The sequence below is a fragment of the Priestia sp. P1_B12_1 genome, assembly GCF_056406695.1.
The window spans coordinates 79,202-96,665 of the sequence record NZ_JBFTZR010000008.1 but is presented as its reverse complement, the minus strand read 5'-3'; the positions used below and the strand labels follow the sequence as shown (position 1 = coordinate 96,665).

General features: G+C 38.1%; 14 protein-coding genes. 1 reads left to right on the top strand and 13 read right to left on the bottom strand.

Annotated elements, in window-relative coordinates; genetic code table 11:
- The first annotated feature begins 267 nt into the window (after window positions 1–267).
- A complete protein-coding gene (locus tag AC1D0Y_RS22490) occupies window positions 268–744 on the top strand; it encodes a hypothetical protein (RefSeq protein WP_060746113.1) in 477 nt (158 codons plus the stop codon).
- A 50-nt stretch (window positions 745–794) separates the two neighbouring features.
- Here AC1D0Y_RS22490 and essA read toward each other — a convergent pair whose 3' ends face one another.
- From essA to AC1D0Y_RS22425, 13 genes are all read right to left on the bottom strand, one after another.
- The gene (essA, locus tag AC1D0Y_RS22485) at window positions 795–1,292 is read right to left on the bottom strand and encodes a type VII secretion protein EssA (protein WP_060746112.1); all 498 of its coding nucleotides are present in this window, start codon (window positions 1,290–1,292) and stop codon (window positions 795–797) included.
- The gene (gene esaA / locus AC1D0Y_RS22480; RefSeq protein WP_060746111.1) at window positions 1,270–4,452 is read right to left on the bottom strand and encodes a type VII secretion protein EsaA; all 3,183 of its coding nucleotides are present in this window, start codon (window positions 4,450–4,452) and stop codon (window positions 1,270–1,272) included. Before esaA ends, essA begins: the two co-directional genes overlap by 23 nt.
- Complete coding sequence (gene essC, locus AC1D0Y_RS22475) at window positions 4,449–8,927, bottom strand: type VII secretion protein EssC (RefSeq protein ID WP_060746110.1); 4,479 nt, start codon at window positions 8,925–8,927, stop codon at window positions 4,449–4,451. The genes esaA and essC overlap by 4 nt, the downstream gene beginning before the upstream one ends.
- 12 nt (window positions 8,928–8,939) lie before the next feature.
- Complete coding sequence (gene essB, locus AC1D0Y_RS22470; protein WP_028410156.1) at window positions 8,940–10,244, bottom strand: type VII secretion protein EssB; 1,305 nt, start codon at window positions 10,242–10,244, stop codon at window positions 8,940–8,942.
- A gap of 14 nt (window positions 10,245–10,258) precedes the next feature.
- On the bottom strand, window positions 10,259–10,498 hold the full coding sequence (gene yukD, locus AC1D0Y_RS22465) for an ESX secretion system protein YukD (protein WP_013055106.1): 240 nt from the start codon (window positions 10,496–10,498) through the stop codon (window positions 10,259–10,261).
- A 93-nt stretch (window positions 10,499–10,591) separates the two neighbouring features.
- Window positions 10,592–10,885, bottom strand: coding sequence for a WXG100 family type VII secretion target (locus AC1D0Y_RS22460; RefSeq protein WP_013055105.1), 294 nt, complete (start codon window positions 10,883–10,885; stop codon window positions 10,592–10,594).
- A gap of 372 nt (window positions 10,886–11,257) precedes the next feature.
- Window positions 11,258–11,650 carry an SseB family protein gene (locus AC1D0Y_RS22455; RefSeq protein ID WP_028410157.1) on the bottom strand — a complete coding sequence of 131 codons (393 nt, stop codon included), beginning with the start codon at window positions 11,648–11,650 and terminating at the stop codon, window positions 11,258–11,260.
- A gap of 61 nt (window positions 11,651–11,711) precedes the next feature.
- Window positions 11,712–12,311 carry a WXG100 family type VII secretion target gene (locus AC1D0Y_RS22450; RefSeq protein WP_013055103.1) on the bottom strand — a complete coding sequence of 200 codons (600 nt, stop codon included), beginning with the start codon at window positions 12,309–12,311 and terminating at the stop codon, window positions 11,712–11,714.
- Window positions 12,312–12,420: 109 nt separating this feature from the next.
- Window positions 12,421–12,738 (bottom strand): hypothetical protein, encoded by a 318-nt coding sequence (locus tag AC1D0Y_RS22445; protein ID WP_013055102.1) that lies wholly within the window; start codon window positions 12,736–12,738, stop codon window positions 12,421–12,423.
- Between the two features lie 252 nt (window positions 12,739–12,990).
- Window positions 12,991–14,196, bottom strand: coding sequence for a DEAD/DEAH box helicase (locus AC1D0Y_RS22440; RefSeq protein ID WP_013081498.1), 1,206 nt, complete (start codon window positions 14,194–14,196; stop codon window positions 12,991–12,993).
- Between the two features lie 364 nt (window positions 14,197–14,560).
- Window positions 14,561–15,655, bottom strand: a complete 1,095-nt coding sequence (locus AC1D0Y_RS22435; protein WP_225049871.1) for an ATP-binding protein — start codon at window positions 15,653–15,655, stop codon at window positions 14,561–14,563.
- A 293-nt stretch (window positions 15,656–15,948) separates the two neighbouring features.
- Window positions 15,949–16,701 (bottom strand): STAS domain-containing protein, encoded by a 753-nt coding sequence (locus tag AC1D0Y_RS22430; RefSeq protein WP_028410159.1) that lies wholly within the window; start codon window positions 16,699–16,701, stop codon window positions 15,949–15,951.
- Window positions 16,688–17,347 (bottom strand): cobalamin B12-binding domain-containing protein, encoded by a 660-nt coding sequence (locus AC1D0Y_RS22425; protein WP_060746109.1) that lies wholly within the window; start codon window positions 17,345–17,347, stop codon window positions 16,688–16,690. The genes AC1D0Y_RS22430 and AC1D0Y_RS22425 overlap by 14 nt, the downstream gene beginning before the upstream one ends.
- Between the last annotated feature and the right edge of the window lie 117 nt (window positions 17,348–17,464).

Sequence of the window (17,464 nt, the reverse complement as noted above, 5' to 3'; positions counted from 1 at the left end):
TAGGTTTGAAAACTAGTTTTCTTCCACCTCTTTATATTATTTTTTCACTGTGAATTCCCTGCCTCTTTTTTGTTAAGTTTTATAGTGAAAAAGATGTATTCTTCTTTACAGTGACGGCCACTTTATGCGAAGGGTTATATTTTTAAAAGTCCACATTGGAAAAAGCATTATGTGTCTTTCTTTATATATGGTATAATCAACCGAATCGTAAAAGAGCTTATACCATTTCAGAAAGTGAAATGATTTAAATAGAAATGAGGATTGTGTATGCTTAGTTTTGACGAAAAATTAGCTATTATTTCATCGTTTCCAGAGCTGCATCGAAAAGATGTATCTTTAGGACGCGCGAATTTTCATTATGAAAAAAGCGTGTACGATAAAACGGTTGTTGTGCATCATCTGCATCCTAACGGAAATGGATTTGTATATGGAGGGTTTTTAAAAGGATATGAAACAAATGACAAAGGTCTTGTAAATATCCGTGATTATACAGAAGAAGAGCTTCGCTCAATTATTGAAGCTTCTATTGAATCTTTGTCAACCCTTCCTGATACAGCTAGAGAAGAAGCTATTGTAGGGAATGGAAATGAACAGCGCTGGAACGGTCCAGACAATGCAACGCTTTTACTTGTTCATGAAGATGATCTGTGGAATGTTTATTCTGGCTTGAATTTAGAGGCAGCATTTCTATCTTACGAAGAAGCCGAAGATTATTTGTTTGAAGAAGGCTTCCGCCGCCTGTAAATTTACGTCTATACGCAAAAACCTCGCTGTTGATTAACAGCGAGGTTTTTTCATTTTTTCACAGAAGGCTGAGGGCTAATGCGCGGTATTAAAACCGCAAATAATACAACAACCCCCACACCAATCAATAATAAATAAAACCATTGTAGGTCTGATGACTTTTCAGAGGCAGTTTGTTCTGTTCGATCTTTCTTGTAGGAAGTGTTTTTAGAAGAAAACAAGTTATATTCTTTTGCTTTCGCAGAAATCGTATTATCTTCAGCTGATGCGTTCGCAAAAAGACTTTCTTTTAAGCTCTCTTTCTCTGCATCTTCCTCTTTTTCAAATGTAAGATCCTTTATTTCCTCCGGAATATTTCCTACTTCTTTTTTATTTTCCAGCAAAGATTCGGGGTCCAAGTTAATCGGATCATCCTTATATACATTTGGTTTAATCTCTTCAACGTTTCCGTCATCATCTTCAGCCGCTGCTGCTATAGGGAAACAAAGAAGTGAAAAAATAAGAACAATACTTCCAATCTTCTTATTAAGCACTATAGGTTTCATCATTTTCAACCTCTTTAGTCGTCTTTAAAGCACGAATAATAGATGGCAGAACACTTAAAACGGCAGTCATCCCCAGTAATACAATAAGCGCCTGTCCAAATAGAGACTGCGTATCATATTGAATTGACATATATACCTTAGATACTGGATCCTCGTAATTAAAGTTTGGCATAGATAAGTTAAGAAGCGGGGTAATATAAAATAAAATCAACCCTACTGTCGTCACCCATCCAGCGAAGCTTCCTAATAAGAAAGCAATACGTACGAGTGTAGATGTAGCAAGTAATAAGACAATCGTAAAGATTGACCATTCCATTGCCCGGTCTCCCGATAACGAATAAATATTAAGGCTAAAGATACTTACCATTAACCCTACAATCAAATTCAATAACCCAAACAGCGTACCTTTCACAAGCATAGGTGCATGTCGGTAGTATTGACTGAAATAGCCAATTAGTAAGCTGCTGATTAAGATAATAACCAAAATGACAACTGGTGGAACCTCTTTTACTTTTTCAGCCGGCACTTCACCGCTTACTTGAAGAGGATTGGCTAAATAATGATAAACGTAATCATTATTCTGTCCATCTACTAATGTATTATTTAACAAACGGTATACCTGGCCGCGAACCAACTTCGTTGAATCCACGTTTTGGGCCCACTTGCTGTTAAGCGTGTCAGCTTTATCCTGGACTTCATTTACACGCTTCTGCAATTCATCTGTGTATGTGACAACATTTGCTTGTCTTTCACCTAAAGATGAAATGAGTTCGTTCATTCCCTTCAACTCTTGACCCATGCTTTGCTGCAGCGTCATTAAGCCCGTTACGTCCGGAGCTTCTTTCTTTTCTAATGCTTGATCTTCACCTGCGCTAGATTGAAGCTCTTGATTCATTGCATTTGCTTTTTCTTGAATAGCTGATAGCTCTTCCATAATAGATGCTTGTTCAGCATCAACTGTTTGTCCATATTGATCAGCAAAATCTTGCACTGAACTTTGGAACTGTGCTAACTCTTCTTTTGTTAGAGACAGGTTTTGTTGGATTTGCTTACGTGCATCTTGAGAAGAGACGGTGCCAGCTAACGCCTGCTGCAAACTTCCTTTAATAGAGTCATTGTTAAGGACGCTGTTCTGTATGTCTGTATTTCCTACCTGAGCTAAAGTCAAATCATACTGCGATAAATCACCGTAGTACTTTAGCAGATCTTCTGCACTGCTGCTTTGAATCTTACCTGAGAATGTATTGCTCAACTTTTCCTTGCGAGAAGCTGAAAGGTTTGGAGAAGATAAAATTTTATCTTCTTTGTTTGTAATCATCGTAATGAGATTGTCTACATTCACACTACCTTTAGAAGGCTTTTTGCCGTCTTCTTTCAACTTTTCATTCTCTTTTTTTAATCGTTCATTTTCTTCTTGAAGCTTAGCAATTTGACTGCTGGACGACTTGGTCGCTTCTTCTAAGTCTTTCTCTGCTTTGTTTTTCTGTGCTGTCAAAGTCTCAACGTCTGCTTCCAAACTGGCAATTTTCTGCTTCAGCTCATCCGTATTTTCTCCTGAAGCTTCCGGCTGAACTGTTACATTTTGCAGCTCATCTTTGACTGCTTGTACCTGTATTTTCAGATTAGCCACTTTTTCAAGCGCACTTTTCACAGCATTGGATGTACCTGATGCATCCGGTGTGTCCGGTGTGTCCAGTGTGTCCGGTGTTTCAGGCGTTTCCGTTCCCTCAGATGTCTCAGGCGCTTCAGGTGTTTCGTTCACCATTCCTTGGAGCTGCTGTTCTAAGTCTTCAAGACCTTTTGATATATCATCAAGCTTTGCTGTTTGCTGAGATAAATCCACTTTAATTGGTTCTGACGTTCCTTCGCCTTGACCAGCATCTGGCTGAGTTCCATCATCTTCTCCAGGATCCGTCGGCGTCTCTCCACCTTGATTCGGATCTGGCTGAGTTCCGTCACCTTCCCCAGGGTCCATTGGCGTCTCTCCGCCTTGAGTAGGGTCTGGCTGAGTTCCATCACTTTCCCCTGGATCCGTTGAGCCTCCGCCACTATCATTTGATGAAGCTGTCTCTAGCTGCGCACGAAGCGGCTTTAGCTTACTTTCAATTTGATTTAGGGTTGTTTGCTCAGACTGCTGTTTATAGGAACTGACTATTTGGCCGTTCAAATCTTGCAGAGCTTTTTCTTGTTCACTGATGTTATCCGCTTGTTGGTCTCCAAGTTCTCCAACGGCTTTTTGATTTTGATCCAACTGCTGTTGAATGGAAGATAAGCCACTAAACACTTGATTGGCCTGCTCATTAAAATTTTGCTTAGAGCTTGGCTGATTAGATTCAAGGGAAGAAAGCCCTTCTTGAATCGCAGTGACGCTTTGAGCCTGCGTTTTTTCAAGCATTTGTTTCTGTGTTTCTTGATATGTTTGATATTGATTTACATATTCAATAAAGCTGTTTAAATTCTTTTCAACCTGTTCTACGTCGCCTTGTCTGTCACTCGAACCTTTTTCTGCTTTATTTACATTATCTTGGATTTGCTGAAGAATTTTCTTTTGATCATTTAATTCACCTGCTAAATCTTTTGAATTCGGTTTATAAAAAGCGACCATTGTTTTTTGAAAGGCGATTTCTTTATTTAGAATTTTATCGAACTGTCCGCGTACTTTATCCACTTCCTGTGATACATAACTCCAGTACAAAGAGGACATTTCATTATTAACCTTTGTAGTAGCATCTTCTAATTCCCCTACTACTTTTTCCTTATTAACTGCGTTAAGCTGACTTTGAACTTTGTATTCCAAAGTAGCTTTTTCTGGCTTTTTTTCCTGATACGATAAAATATTTTGTGAGAAAGTCGAGGGAATATAGATAACCGCATCATATTTTCCATTCTGTAAACCGCTTGTAGCTGCGCTTCGTCCAAGCACGGTCCATTGATAATCCGACCCCTCCTGTAAAAGAGGAGTCACTTTTTCTCCAAACTCTATCGCTTTTTCACTATTTTCTTTTACTCCATTATCTTCGTTAACCACCGCAATCGTTCTTGTTGAGTTTTCTGTGACTTGTAGCGGATTGTCTCCAATATACTGGAAAAAGAAAGAAGGAAGAGCCAAAATTAAAACAACAGCTAATATGACTTTAAGTGTATACTTACGCTGTTCGGTCATGTTAAGATCTTCCTTTCACTTACACATAGCGGGATTTGAATTCTTGTTTCTTTTCCACTTTTAATATAATAACCGAAGCCAGGATTAACGTCGGCTTCTTTTCGGTCATAAGGAAGTGTAAATAAGCTTTGCTCTGTTTTCTTCATCAGCAGCACAGCTTGGCTAATTTGCTTCACTTCTGTTGTTAACGCGTCAAATCCTTTTGAAAACTCATTGTTGTTCCCTGCAACAATCAAGTTAAAGCCCAGGTGACTATAATTTTTCATCAATTTTGTAATACGATCCTGCAGGACGCTGTCTAAGTTTTGCTGGAATCGTACAAATCCGTCTACTACAAGCATGATCGGAGAAAATGAAAGACTGTGTACCTTTCCTTCCTGCACTGCTTCCAAATACTTATTTTCACGTCGCTGCAACCGTTCTTCAGTTAAATCAAGCCAGTCGATAATCTGTTCTTTTATTTCCATGTAAACAACTTCATCTTCAGCTGTATAACTTGATAAACCGCGATCAACCGAATCAAATAATCCGATTTGCTTCACGCCTTGTTCAAGCGCTGTTTGCAGTATGACCTTCACTACATTTGTTTTTCCTTTTTGCGTCTGCCCCATGACGATGCAATGCTTATTTTTCGTAAAGTTCATATGCACCGGTCGAACAAACTCTTCATCTAACCCAAGAGGAATGACTCCTTTTTCCCGAATAACCCTTCTGTCCGTCATAAATTCGGCAAGCACAAGTTTCGATGACAGCATTGGTACAGGCTCCGGAACAATAGCATCAGCATATTGATTCTTTAATCGTTGAATGTGCAGCTTAACTGTATCAAAAATTTCAAAATCATCTTTTCCTTCCGCAGGTAAAAACAGCTGCGCAAAATAAGGCTGATCCGTTTTGATAATAGCTCGGCCTGGAATAGACTCTAGCGCATACGGCGTACGTCCTAAAATAGAATACGCTTCTGAATGATCCATTAAATAATGAACAACCTTCGTTTTCAAGTTATTCATAAGCGACTGACGAATAGAATTCACGCGCGTCGCGGTAAAGATCATATAAATTCCTAAAGACTGGCCGTCACGCACGAGCTGTGTGAACTGCATTTCTAGATCTTGCATTTCTTCTTTGACAAGATCAAAATTATCAATCGTGATAAAAATTAGAGGAAGCTCTTCTGAACTTAGAGCATTATACATCTTGATATTGCTAACTTCCTGCTGTTGAAATAACTGCTTTCGCCTTGCGATTTCTTGTTTGATAATCGTCATAAATTTTTCAATTTTACGCATTTGATCCATTAAGAAATAATCCGCCGTATGAGGCAGCTGACGAAGCGGCAGCAGCGTGCCGTTTCCAAAGTCAAAAATGTAATAATGAAGCTGCTCCGGGCTTTGTCTTTCAGCTAGACTAAGAAGCAACATCATGACTGTAAACGATTTACCGTATCCTGACGAACCAAATATACCAATGTTTCCATCCTCCATCAGCTGATAGTTGTATACCGTTTGACTTTGCTTTTCCGGTTCATCAATCAAGCCAATTGGGAATACGCCGTCTCGCTTCTCTGTGTACTCACTGCGAAGCAATCTCTCTTTAAGAGGCGGCAGCCATGGACTATTTAATTTTTTGATAGCTAGTTCCTGCTGCGTTTTTTCAATTTTTTGCACCACAACATCAATTTCTGCTTCCGCTTGTTTAGATGACGTCTGCTGAGTAGATACATCAGATAAAGGAATCAACCCGAGATCTGTGACAATGGCGACTTCATCTTCAGCCCCATACGTATCTTCCATGTACGGCGCGCCGCTCCAAGCTGACTGAAACAGTTCATACACTTCATTATTTCCAACCTGCAGATAGCCTCGACCCGTCACCGTAATAGAAGCAGCGTCTGCATTTTTTAAGATTTCTTTACTGTCAGCGGCATCTTGGACTTTTAAAGCTACTTTAAAGCGCGCATTACTCCATATTTGATCGTCAATAACACCGCCTGGCTTTTGCGTGGCTAAAATTAAATGAACTCCTAGACTACGTCCAATGCGCGCCGCGCTCACTAATTCCCGAATGAACTCTGGTTCTTCACTTTTTAACTCGGCAAACTCATCCGAGATTAAGAATAAATGAGGCAGAGGTTCTTCTGCCATACCTTGCTTATATAAATCTGTATAGTCATTAATGTGATTGACTTCATATCTATCAAACAAGCGCTGGCGTCGCTTTAATTCACTTTTAATAGAAGCTAAGGCTCTTGTACTAAAATTCTTACTTCCTTCAATATTTGTAATGGTTCCAAGCAGATGAGGCATGTTTTTAAACGGCTGAGCCATTCCTCCGCCCTTATAGTCAATCAATAAAAACGCGACTTCATGGGGATGGAAATTCACTGCTAGCGAAAGAATGTACGTTTGTAAGAATTCACTTTTCCCTGACCCCGTCGTACCTGCAAGTAATCCATGAGGGCCGTGAGCCTTTTCATGAAGATTTAGTTCAACAATATCTTCTTTTCCTTTTAACCCAATAGGAACTGCTAGCGACTTAGCTGATTCATTGCTTTGCCACCTTTGCATGATATCCAACTCACCAATTTCTCTTGCTTTAAATAATTCTAAGAATGAAACGCTATTTGGAATTGAGTTGGTCATGCCAACTTGGTGATCCAATGTCCGCAGCATCCTTGCAAATCTTTCATTATAATCAAGCGTGTGTTTATCAAGCTGAAATGGAATATTCACAGCCTTTTGCTTTTGAATTAATATATCCCCCTCGGATTCGTTAATATAACGGACGAGTGTATGAACATGCTCCGTTAAGCTTTCCTTTGTCTCTGCCGCAAATATCGCAGAAAACCCAAGGTGAGGGTGATACCCTTCTAAATACTCTAAGATAACGTGATCTGCAATTAACTGCTGATTCGTAATAATAAAAACAAAGTGAGGCAAGAAAACCCCTTCTCCTTTTGCTTCATCCAAATCGCGTTCTCTCAGCATTTCATAAATAGAAGATAAAAGCTGATCTCTCGTTTGTTCATTATAGATGAAACCTTTCGCAAAAGAATGCGGAAGCTGAAAATGAGGAAGCCATTTCATCCATTCCCACTCTTTATATTCTTCTTCATCAAAAATGAATACGAATCTTACGTCATGATAACTGTGGGAAAATGCCAGCTGTCCTACAAGCTGATGCAGTTCATTCTTCACCGTTTTCATCTTTCCTACCAGACCGATAGAGCCTAAACCTAAATGAGCGGTAACAGGGGCATTTTTCACTTCTCGATAGACCTTTTCCATGTGCTGAGACTGCTCAAGCAAATCATCAATTTCTCGATTAGCCATATCTCCGCTATTCAAAGAAATTTGGTAGCTTCCCGGAACTGTTCCTGTTCCAAGGCGCACCTGTAAAAAATCACTGCTTTCTACAGTTCGTTCCCAAATTCGATCAGAAATCTGTTCTGTTAAATATTTCATTCGTTCAAACGTCGGAAAATGATAAGATAATACATCTCGTTGAACTGATACTAGTTCTTGTAATTCCTCGCGCTTGTTCTCTAAATACTTTGTATAAATTCGACGACGACGCTCCTGCCGCTTCTTGCGCTGTTTTTTATCTTTGAAGTATTGAACGGTAGATACAATCAGCGTGGTCGTAAACATCATGACAGATATAATAATAAAAATTCCCCTAGGCTGAATAATCGAGACCGTACCCATGACTAAAAGCATGACTAATGGCGGTAAAATAGTAAGCCATAAGCTTCGGTTATTTTCATCATTGTCTTGCGACGGAAAGGACAAGCTCACCTTATCATTAGGCAAATCATATATCATGCGCGGTGTCCGTCTATAAACCGGGTACTTCTTTTTCATTTCAGAAATAGGCTGTGCCGTAGCTGGAAGCTTAGATGCATAATCATAGCAGCTTTGAATCTTCAGCAAATCTTTTTCGATCAATTGAATCGTCATAGAAGACCATAAAATAAGATCTCCAGGCTGAAGGTTCGTATTCTCTTCTAGTCGGTGTCCGTTAAGATAAAGCGGTTCTTGGTTATAAAAGACCTTCCACTTCCCGTTTATCTTTGATAAGTAAAATCCTTCTTTTGGCTCTATTACACACTTTTCTTTCTGCTGATACACATCAGCTGCTTCATCACTTGTGGAAAACGAGACTTCTGATCCGTAATCAATATAATAGACAGCTTCTTTAACAGCCGTCTCTGTAAGGACAAAGGTTAAAACATGTCCTTGTTCTCGCCATACAAATGACTCAGAAACAGATAGCTCTGCTATCCTTTCTTCTCCGTAGGAAATCAAGAGCCGGCCGTTCTTTTCAGATGACAGCGTCATTTGCCCTTTCTCAAACGGATAGGAAAACGTAAAAGTGTGATGCTGAGTGTTTCCTACCGTTGCTTGGCGAAAGGTTTTAAAATCTACAGGCAGCTGCTGATACGTTTGCCCACTAACTACCCAAAGCATATTCATACAACTACCTCCCTACTTCGATTGATCTTCCTGCTGTTTTTTCTGCTCTTCTTGTTTCTTTTTCTCGGCTTCTGCAGCTTTCTGTTCTTCTTCCTGCTGCTTGGCCGCCTGTGCTTCCTCAGCTTGTTTCTCTTCTTGCTGCTTGGCTGCTTCCGCTTCTTGCTGATCATTTTCTTTCTTAAATTCTTCAAGTTCGTTCGCTACTTTATCAAGCTCCTCTTGCTTTTTATCAGCCGCTAAATCGTTGTCTGTCTTTAGCTGACCTTCGTATTTCATTAGTGCATAGATAATTAACGAACGTTCTTCTAACAACCTGCTGACTTCTAGCGCTTTTTTGTTGTCTCCTCGGCCAATGTAAAACCAATAGGCAAAATACTGAGGATCCGACTGAAGCGTAATGGTCTTTAAAGCATTTGCTTTTTGCTCCTCCCCTAACTTTTCATTAACAAGATAGGAAGTTGCTATTTCGTATTGCACAATTTTAGGCATGCTTTCAATGTCATAATCTTCAAGTGTGTCGACTACTTTGCTGTAGTTTTTTTCAAGAAAGTATTCGTTGCTTTCTACAAATGCTTCTTGTTTCGGCTGAGCAAAAAAGTAAGAGTAAAAAGTATAAATAAGAGCTGGAATTAATAGGACAAGTATACCCACAGATGAAAACTTAAAAATGGTCCAGCGTTTTTGAGGAAGTTGAACGAGTGTCTTTTGATGCTTTTCAATTTGAGTTAGCTTATGCTGAACAAATTGACTCAACTCTTCCTCATTGCTGATATGCATTATTTTTTTAGCGTCTTCTTTTAATTGCAAGGTCTCATATAACTTAAAATACTGTTCAAATGTATGTGATGAGTCAACGGCCGCTGCTATCGTAGCCTTTAACTCTTGAAAGCTTTGTTCCTCGTTAGACTCATAAGGAGGTAAACTTTCTTTCACTCCATAGTGTAAAAAAGCCGGACTTAAACTTTTATCAAAAATGATATTTTCTGGACAAATCAACAAATGCAGCCTTGAAAAAGAATGCTGCTTTACCTGTTTGATAAGCTGATCTGCAAACAGCCACTTTTGCTGTTCTTCTTTTCCTCTTAATGCCGTAAAAGGTTGAAATTCAGAGGTAGGCTTAATTGTTATTTTAAGTTCATCATCGCTCATCATGATTTCTTTTTGAAAAGCCATGTTTACATCCTTTAACATTTCAATTTCAACAGAACGATTAAGTCGAATTTTTTCTTTTTGAAAAACAAATGTATATTCATTATTATGACGTGTCATTACAGCTTCGAGCTGTTCTTCTAAGTAAGTCGGTTTCTTCTCTGACATTCTAATAGACTCCTTTAGAGAATTTCGATACAATCACCTGTGGTAATTCCGCAGTTAATCATCGTCTCATTTCCCGAGAAAATAAGATTTTTATTTGAAACACGTATCCACGCACCGTCCTTTGGTGATTGAGTAATCTTTTTAGCTTGCCAAACGATCTCGACTACTTTTTTGAGTGAATGATAGTTTGATAGTCGCAAATCGAACCGATCACCTGTATAGTGCTTTAAGTCTACTGTTACTTCTATATACATAGGGTTTCATCACCTCAAAACATAGAAAAAGCGCCTTCATCTTTTGAGAATAGGGCGCTCCTTTTATTACTTCACTTAGATTATTAGATGAAGTTAACCGCGGATTTGGCTAGCGATTTGGTTATCTGTATCTTCAAGAACGTTTGCAGAGTCATCTAATTGCTTAGCAATCTTTGTAAGTAGGTTAGACATTTCAACGAAAGAAGGCTTTAGTTCTTCGTATTGAGCAGCAAACGCTTCGCTTGAAGCACCTTCCCACATGTCTTGAAGTTGATTTTTCATTGTATCAAGACGACTTACTAATTCTTGAACTTGACCGCTTTCGTTAGTATAACGACCTGCCATGTCGCGAAGCTCTGCTGGTGTTACGCGAATAATTCCTGACATACATATCTCTCCTTCGGTTTATATATTTACTATTATTGTAAGAAACTCTAGTGATAAGGTCAAAGGTTACTTGCAAAAGCCTCCAAAAATGAGAATATGTATCTACAAATACCCCTAAAAAATGCAAATAAAACCTAAAAAACCAAGATTTTGTTCTCATTTAAACCTTTTCCATCTGATCTATAGGTACCTATTTAAAGGAAAATAAAAACTATAAGACTATTAAATTACATTTTCGTTCATTATCTATAGAACTATTTACTAGTAATAAAAAAGCAGCAGCCTATTTAAGGCCCTGCCTCTTTATATATCTTATATTCATTTAAGATTCAGACATGCTTGGAAAAAGCACATGCGCTTTTTATTTTTTGGCTACTGCTTAAAATAATTTTGATCTTCTTTTAACATCCTTATTTCTTCGGGGATGAATAATTTTGAGAGAGGCGTGTCAGGGTTAAGTAATATCGCTATTTCTTCATTTAATACAGGCAGCATATCCTTAAATGATACGCATACGGTCTTTTCATCTTTCAGCATCTGTTCAATCGGATATTTTGACGAAAAAACAGGTAAATATCGGTACGCTGCGCTTTTCATTGTCTGAACGTAGTGCTCTGCAATCAATATATCTGATGCTCCATGCTCTGAATTCACAACTAGCCATAAATTGCTATTCATTAAAGTTTTATAAAATTGAGCAATTTTCTTATTATCTTTCATTGCTTCAATTAATGATTTTTCTAATAAGTTAAATGTATATTTCATTGCCGAGACAACCCTGTAAGGAACTGTACCATTTCACTTCCAGCGCCATCATATACTTCATTCATTCTCTCTTCACTTCCTCTGTGCTGTCACTAAACATAATGTTTGAAGGATTCATTTCCTGACTTAAAATGCCCAACCCCATTTGAATAACGCCATAAGTAAAAAATTCCGTTCGACTGCATGTAGAACCATTCACTACTTTTTCTTCCCAAGACATAGAAAGCGAATTCCACATAACATTAAGAGTACCTAAAGGTTTTTCAATCGTTCTATGCATATTGTCATACGTATTCCATTCTTTTAAGTTCTTTATATCATTCCACGTATCTTGTGAATGGGTGCTCCCATCGCTCCATACGCTCGACCAAAACTCCGTCCAGCCTGAAGAGCCTTCTAGCTCTCCATCTGCTTTTCTCATTTGTTCTGCCGTGTCTTTTACTAATAAATGTGCGTTTTCCGTTAGCGAATCAAGTTTGCGAATCATATGCTGTAACTCTTCCTGCAAGTCCAGCACTTTATCAATATCTGCAACAGACAAGAAATGTAGATTTGTAGCTTCCCAGCTTAGTTTTTGAAGTGCATCAGCCGTCTGTGAATGAGACTGCTGAATTCGCTCTGCAAATGTCTGCAGCACCTCTGGATTTACTTTTATCTCCATGTATGTCCGTCCCCCTATCTCTTGTAAGCCTTCAGTCATCATCTAAACATTTTTTAAGCCTATACGGAAAGACTCACTTTCTAAAGGAGTGAGTCGATAATGTTATTTATTACGCCGATGCTAACTCTCTTAGTCGTGAAATTTCTAAGCGTAAAGTTTGAAACAATTCATCCCTTACGTCGTACAGATGAAAAGTAGATTGCGTAATATCATTATAAATATCCTCATATGAGCTCTTAGAACGCCCTGACCAATCTGACGCATATTGTTGGTGCGAATTTTGAAACAGATAGATACCCTCTTCAAGAAATTCCATGATACGTTGAACTTCATGTAAATATGATTCTAATTGATCTGCATCTCGACTATATTCTTTACTTTTTCTTCTTCGCTCTATGTCGTCAAAGAGATCATCAATTGCATCCATAAAATGTCCCCACGTCCTTCTTCCTCTTTTATTAGAAGTCTCTTAAAGTAATGTTAAAATAAGGTTACAAAAAACAAAATCCATCATTCAAACTATTTTCATACCTAGGAAAAAATATCTACATTTCTCTTTTTTTACTTATTTATACAGGGAAAATAGAGAAAATAAACAACGCCAGGCTGCTGTAATAAAGCAGTAGACGTTGCTTTTTAGGTTATGACACTGCTGTTATAAAAAGGAAGAATACCTAATTTACATTCGACCTTTTTGTTTCTTTTTCTTGTTAAACGGCTTTTTTGAAGGTTTTTTAGCTGTACGGGACTGCTCTTTTGTTCCTTCATCCACGATTTCACCCATATAAAGTTCTTTTTTCACTAATGAAAGTTGAAGTTCACGTGCGATTTGTTTTAAATTTCGTTCTTCACGTTCAGTCACAAGAGAAATGACTGTACCTTCTGCTCCCGATCTGCCTGTTCTACCTGAGCGATGTACGTATTGATCTGCATCTTGAGGAACATCGATGTGAATTACATGCGTCAATCCCTTAATGTCTAATCCTCTAGCTGCGACATCCGTTGCTAATAAGACAGGGAAATCTCCTTTTCGAAACCCTTTAATCGTCGTAGCACGATCTTCTTTTTTCGTTTCACTGTGTAAAGAGCCTGCTTCTACACGCTTAAATGTTAATTTTTCTTCAAACTCGATTAAAGTATCAATTCCTTTAAAAAAGGCTAAAGCTTTCATTTGTTCTTGACGAACTAGTTTTCTAAGCACGTCCACTTTATCTCTAGCTTCACTTTTGATGTATACATGCTCTACCTTCGAAGCAGGAAGTTCATCTCTTCCTACCTCTATTTCAAGAGGGTGGTTCATCATATCTTTCGCTAGCGATTTGGTACGTTCTGATACAGTAGCTGAGAAGACTAGGATTTGACGATCACTTAACGCCATTTTTACAATCTGTTGAACCGTTTGAACATGCTCAGGTACAAACAATTGATCCGCTTCATCAATCACAATTGTTTTGACTTCGTGCATTTTTAATTTCTTCATTTTAATTAGCTCGTTCAAACGTCCTGGGGTACCAACAATAATATTAGGACGTTTTTTGAGTTTTTCTAATTGCCGTTTCATATTTGCTCCGCCAATAAACGCAGCGCTTGAAATACCGCTTCCCTGCGACCAAGTTTGAATTTCACCGTGAATTTGCATAACTAATTCATGGGAAGATGCTAAAATAACTGCTTGAATATGAGATGGTCCCGGCTGAATGCGATGTAAGACAGGCAACAAATATGCCAGCGTCTTTCCTGTTCCCGTTGGGGATTCTCCTATTACATCTTTATTAGCTAAAATCTCTGAAATAGCTTTCGTTTGAATGGCAGTAGGCTCATTGAACCCTGCTTTTTTCCATGCCTCTTGTAAAAAAGGCTGTAAAGTCTCTATAAACTGACTCATATCTATCTCCTTTTCCATGCTTTTCTCGATATTATAAACGATTTTTTTCATTTCAATTAAACGAATGTATCAGTGGCCATTTGCGTTAATACTGACCTTAATTTCTATTTATAAATAAACCTTTCTTATCCCAAGGGACCCTGTCAATCCGTCAGTAGAAAAATCGGTTGTTACCTTAACTTTTCTACATCAATAAACATAGCTTCAACTATGATACACTATTGCTTCTATAGAAAACAATATGATCCTCTTTATTATGGACGAAAACTTGTATAAGAAGGAGGTTTTATGTCCTATATGGATCCAGACCAAAGGGCTCAGCTGCTTACTTTCTCTTTTTCACGAAAACAGCCGCCTCTCTGAACTACGAGAGGCGGCTGTTTCGTTCTATAATTGGCATATCAATAGTAACCGTTGTCCCTTTTCCTTTACCGCTTTTAAAATGCATGGTACCTTGATGACGCTCCATGATTTTGTAACACACGGCCAGCCCTAAGCCAGTGCCAGCTTCTTTTGTAGAATAAAACGGCGTTCCTACTTGTTCAATCCTCTCTTGACTCATTCCAATTCCATTGTCTTCAAAGTGAATCAATGCTCGTGTATCTTTTTCTTCAACTGTTATTGTAATATGACCTTTCTCCATAATAGCTTCTACACCGTTTTTGATCACATTGATGAACACTTGTTTCAACTGATTTGCATCAGCCGAAACATAAATAGGCCTTTTTGTTGTTTCTTTCAATAAAATAGAAACATTATTTAAATTGGCCTGCGCTTCCATTAGGGTAATAACTTGTTTTAAAATCTCGCATAAATTGGTCTTTTCAAAAGATACATGCTGCTTTTTTCCAAGAATGAGCATTTCACTGGAGATTAAGTTGATGCGGTCGATTTCAGACATCATGATATCTAAATATGTGTCATTTGTTTCCTTAGAGGCTTGCATAACCTGTACAAAACCTTTTAAAGAAGTAAGCGGGTTTCTAATTTCATGTGCGACGGCACCTGCCATTTGTCCAATAACCGACATTTTTTCCGAGGTTATCATAAGCTCTTCATCTTGACGGTATGTAGTAATATCGCGTGCAATCATAAATACACCTACTACCTGCTTATGAACGATAATGGGAAGCAAAGAACACCTCAGCAACCGTCTTTCTCTCTTTCTATTGATCACATTCATTTCGAACTTAGCACCTTTTCCATTCAGCACTTCTTTAAAATACTCTTTACACATATCAAACTCTTCAGCTGCGATAAGAGCTGAAGGTTTCATCTTTTGCAATTCTTCACTGGAGTATCCAACGATTGCTTCACCTTCTGGATTAGCAAGAAGAACTTCACCCGTTTTACTTATTTCAAAAACGCCATCGGGATTATGTTTGAATAAAGATTGATAGTGCTGGTTGCTCGTTTGAAGTTCGTGTTCTTTCACTACGAGCTCTTGCTGGGACTCCACTAGTTTATAAGCTCTCCTATATACCAACCCATACAAAATAATCCCCGTAGCTAAAATAAAAAACCAACCTTTGTATTGTTGAAAAAAAATATATACTTCAAAACGACCTTGCGCTAATGTTCTAGATATATTATCAGATATCAGGATCCATACAGCGCCAATAATGATATATATAATTGAAATTCTTAAAGCTACTTTACGCGCGTGTTTCACCAAATTTTAATCACCTGTTTATCAATATTGATCCCCTGTCTTATTGTCTTTATATGAAGTGTTCACTTTTTGTAGCCATTTCATGCCGTTGTAAAAAATTGATGAATGGCCTGACCTAAGTTACTAATAGATTTTACATTTGCTTGAAAATGATACTGGTGAAGCCACTGACTATGATCGGGTGTCACACCTGTTAAATAAATCTGTACACCCATTAGCTGAAATTCCCATATTAAATGTTCTAGGGCTGCAACACCTCGTTCATCAATTTGACCTATTCCATTAAAGTCAATGATAACTCGATCAACCGTTTCCTCATCTATTTGTCTGAGCAGCCGATGTTCATTTTTCATGATGACTTCCTCAAATAAATCGCCAAACAGAGGTATAAGCACCATGTTGTTCGATAAATGAATAAACGGTCCCGACAGTTCTATAACTCGGTTCATTGCTTTTTCTAATCGTTCTTTTTGCAGCAGCAGTTCTAAGTCTGTTTCAGATAAACGCGCTGTATGTTGTTGGATTTTTTCTGAAAGAATTCTAATTTGAGAATCTTCCTCTACACATATTACATGCGCCTTATCTTGCTCCCATTTGCAATTCACGGTATAAAGAGACATCTTAGCTTTGCGCGAATGCATGACTAATTCTGTTTTTATTTTTTTCTTCTGCCCTAATCGTTTTCTAGCTTTGATCTGACTATCTTCGTCAACAATTTCTAAAAAATGTTGAACCTCTCCGAATAAAGTGGCTGCTTCATCAGATCGCGCTAGAATATTCATTTCCTCATCCATAATAAAAACAGGAAGCGGAGCATATTTAATAGTCGACAACCTTAATCCCCCTAATTGATTGATAATGAAAAAACTCTTTCAACTCCTCTAACTGTGCAATAAACCGAACTTGATTTGTTTGAGCAAGAGGAAACTTATAGTTTGAAACTACTCGGCCTCCAACTAAAATAAGCGGCTGATGTTTTGTCTTTTGTAATCCTTTTATATATTCATTTGCTTTTTCTATATGATGAGTTAAACTGAACGAGATTCCTACTAAGTCAGGTTTCCATTGTTCCACAGCGTGCGTTGCATGTAAAAGCGGAGAATCTGCTCCTAAAAGTTTCGTCTGCCATCCGTGCTCTTCAAAGAGAATGGAAATCATTTTTAACCCTAAAAAATGCTGCTCATTTTCTATACACAAAAACAGACCTTTTTTTTCATTTTTAATAACTTCTTCTCTTATACACAATTGATAGCGTGACAAAACATAGTCACAGGTAGTAGTAGCTAAATGTTCATCAGCCACTGAAATTTCATCTTCTTCCCACATCATACCGATTTGAGCCATTGACACTGAAATGAATTGCTGAAAAATATAAAATGTATCGAAACCCTGCTGTCTTTTTTTCCACACAATATTCCAAGCTTCATCTTGATTCCCTGATAACAGTAATTCAGTCAAGCGTTCTATGCTTCCAATCAAGAAACCACCTCTTTTTCAGTCAAACGACTTGTTTTTTTTCTTTGTTATTATCAACCATACCACTTAACTCACTGGCACTCTACAGTAAAATATTCTCACACCGACAAAATAGCACCG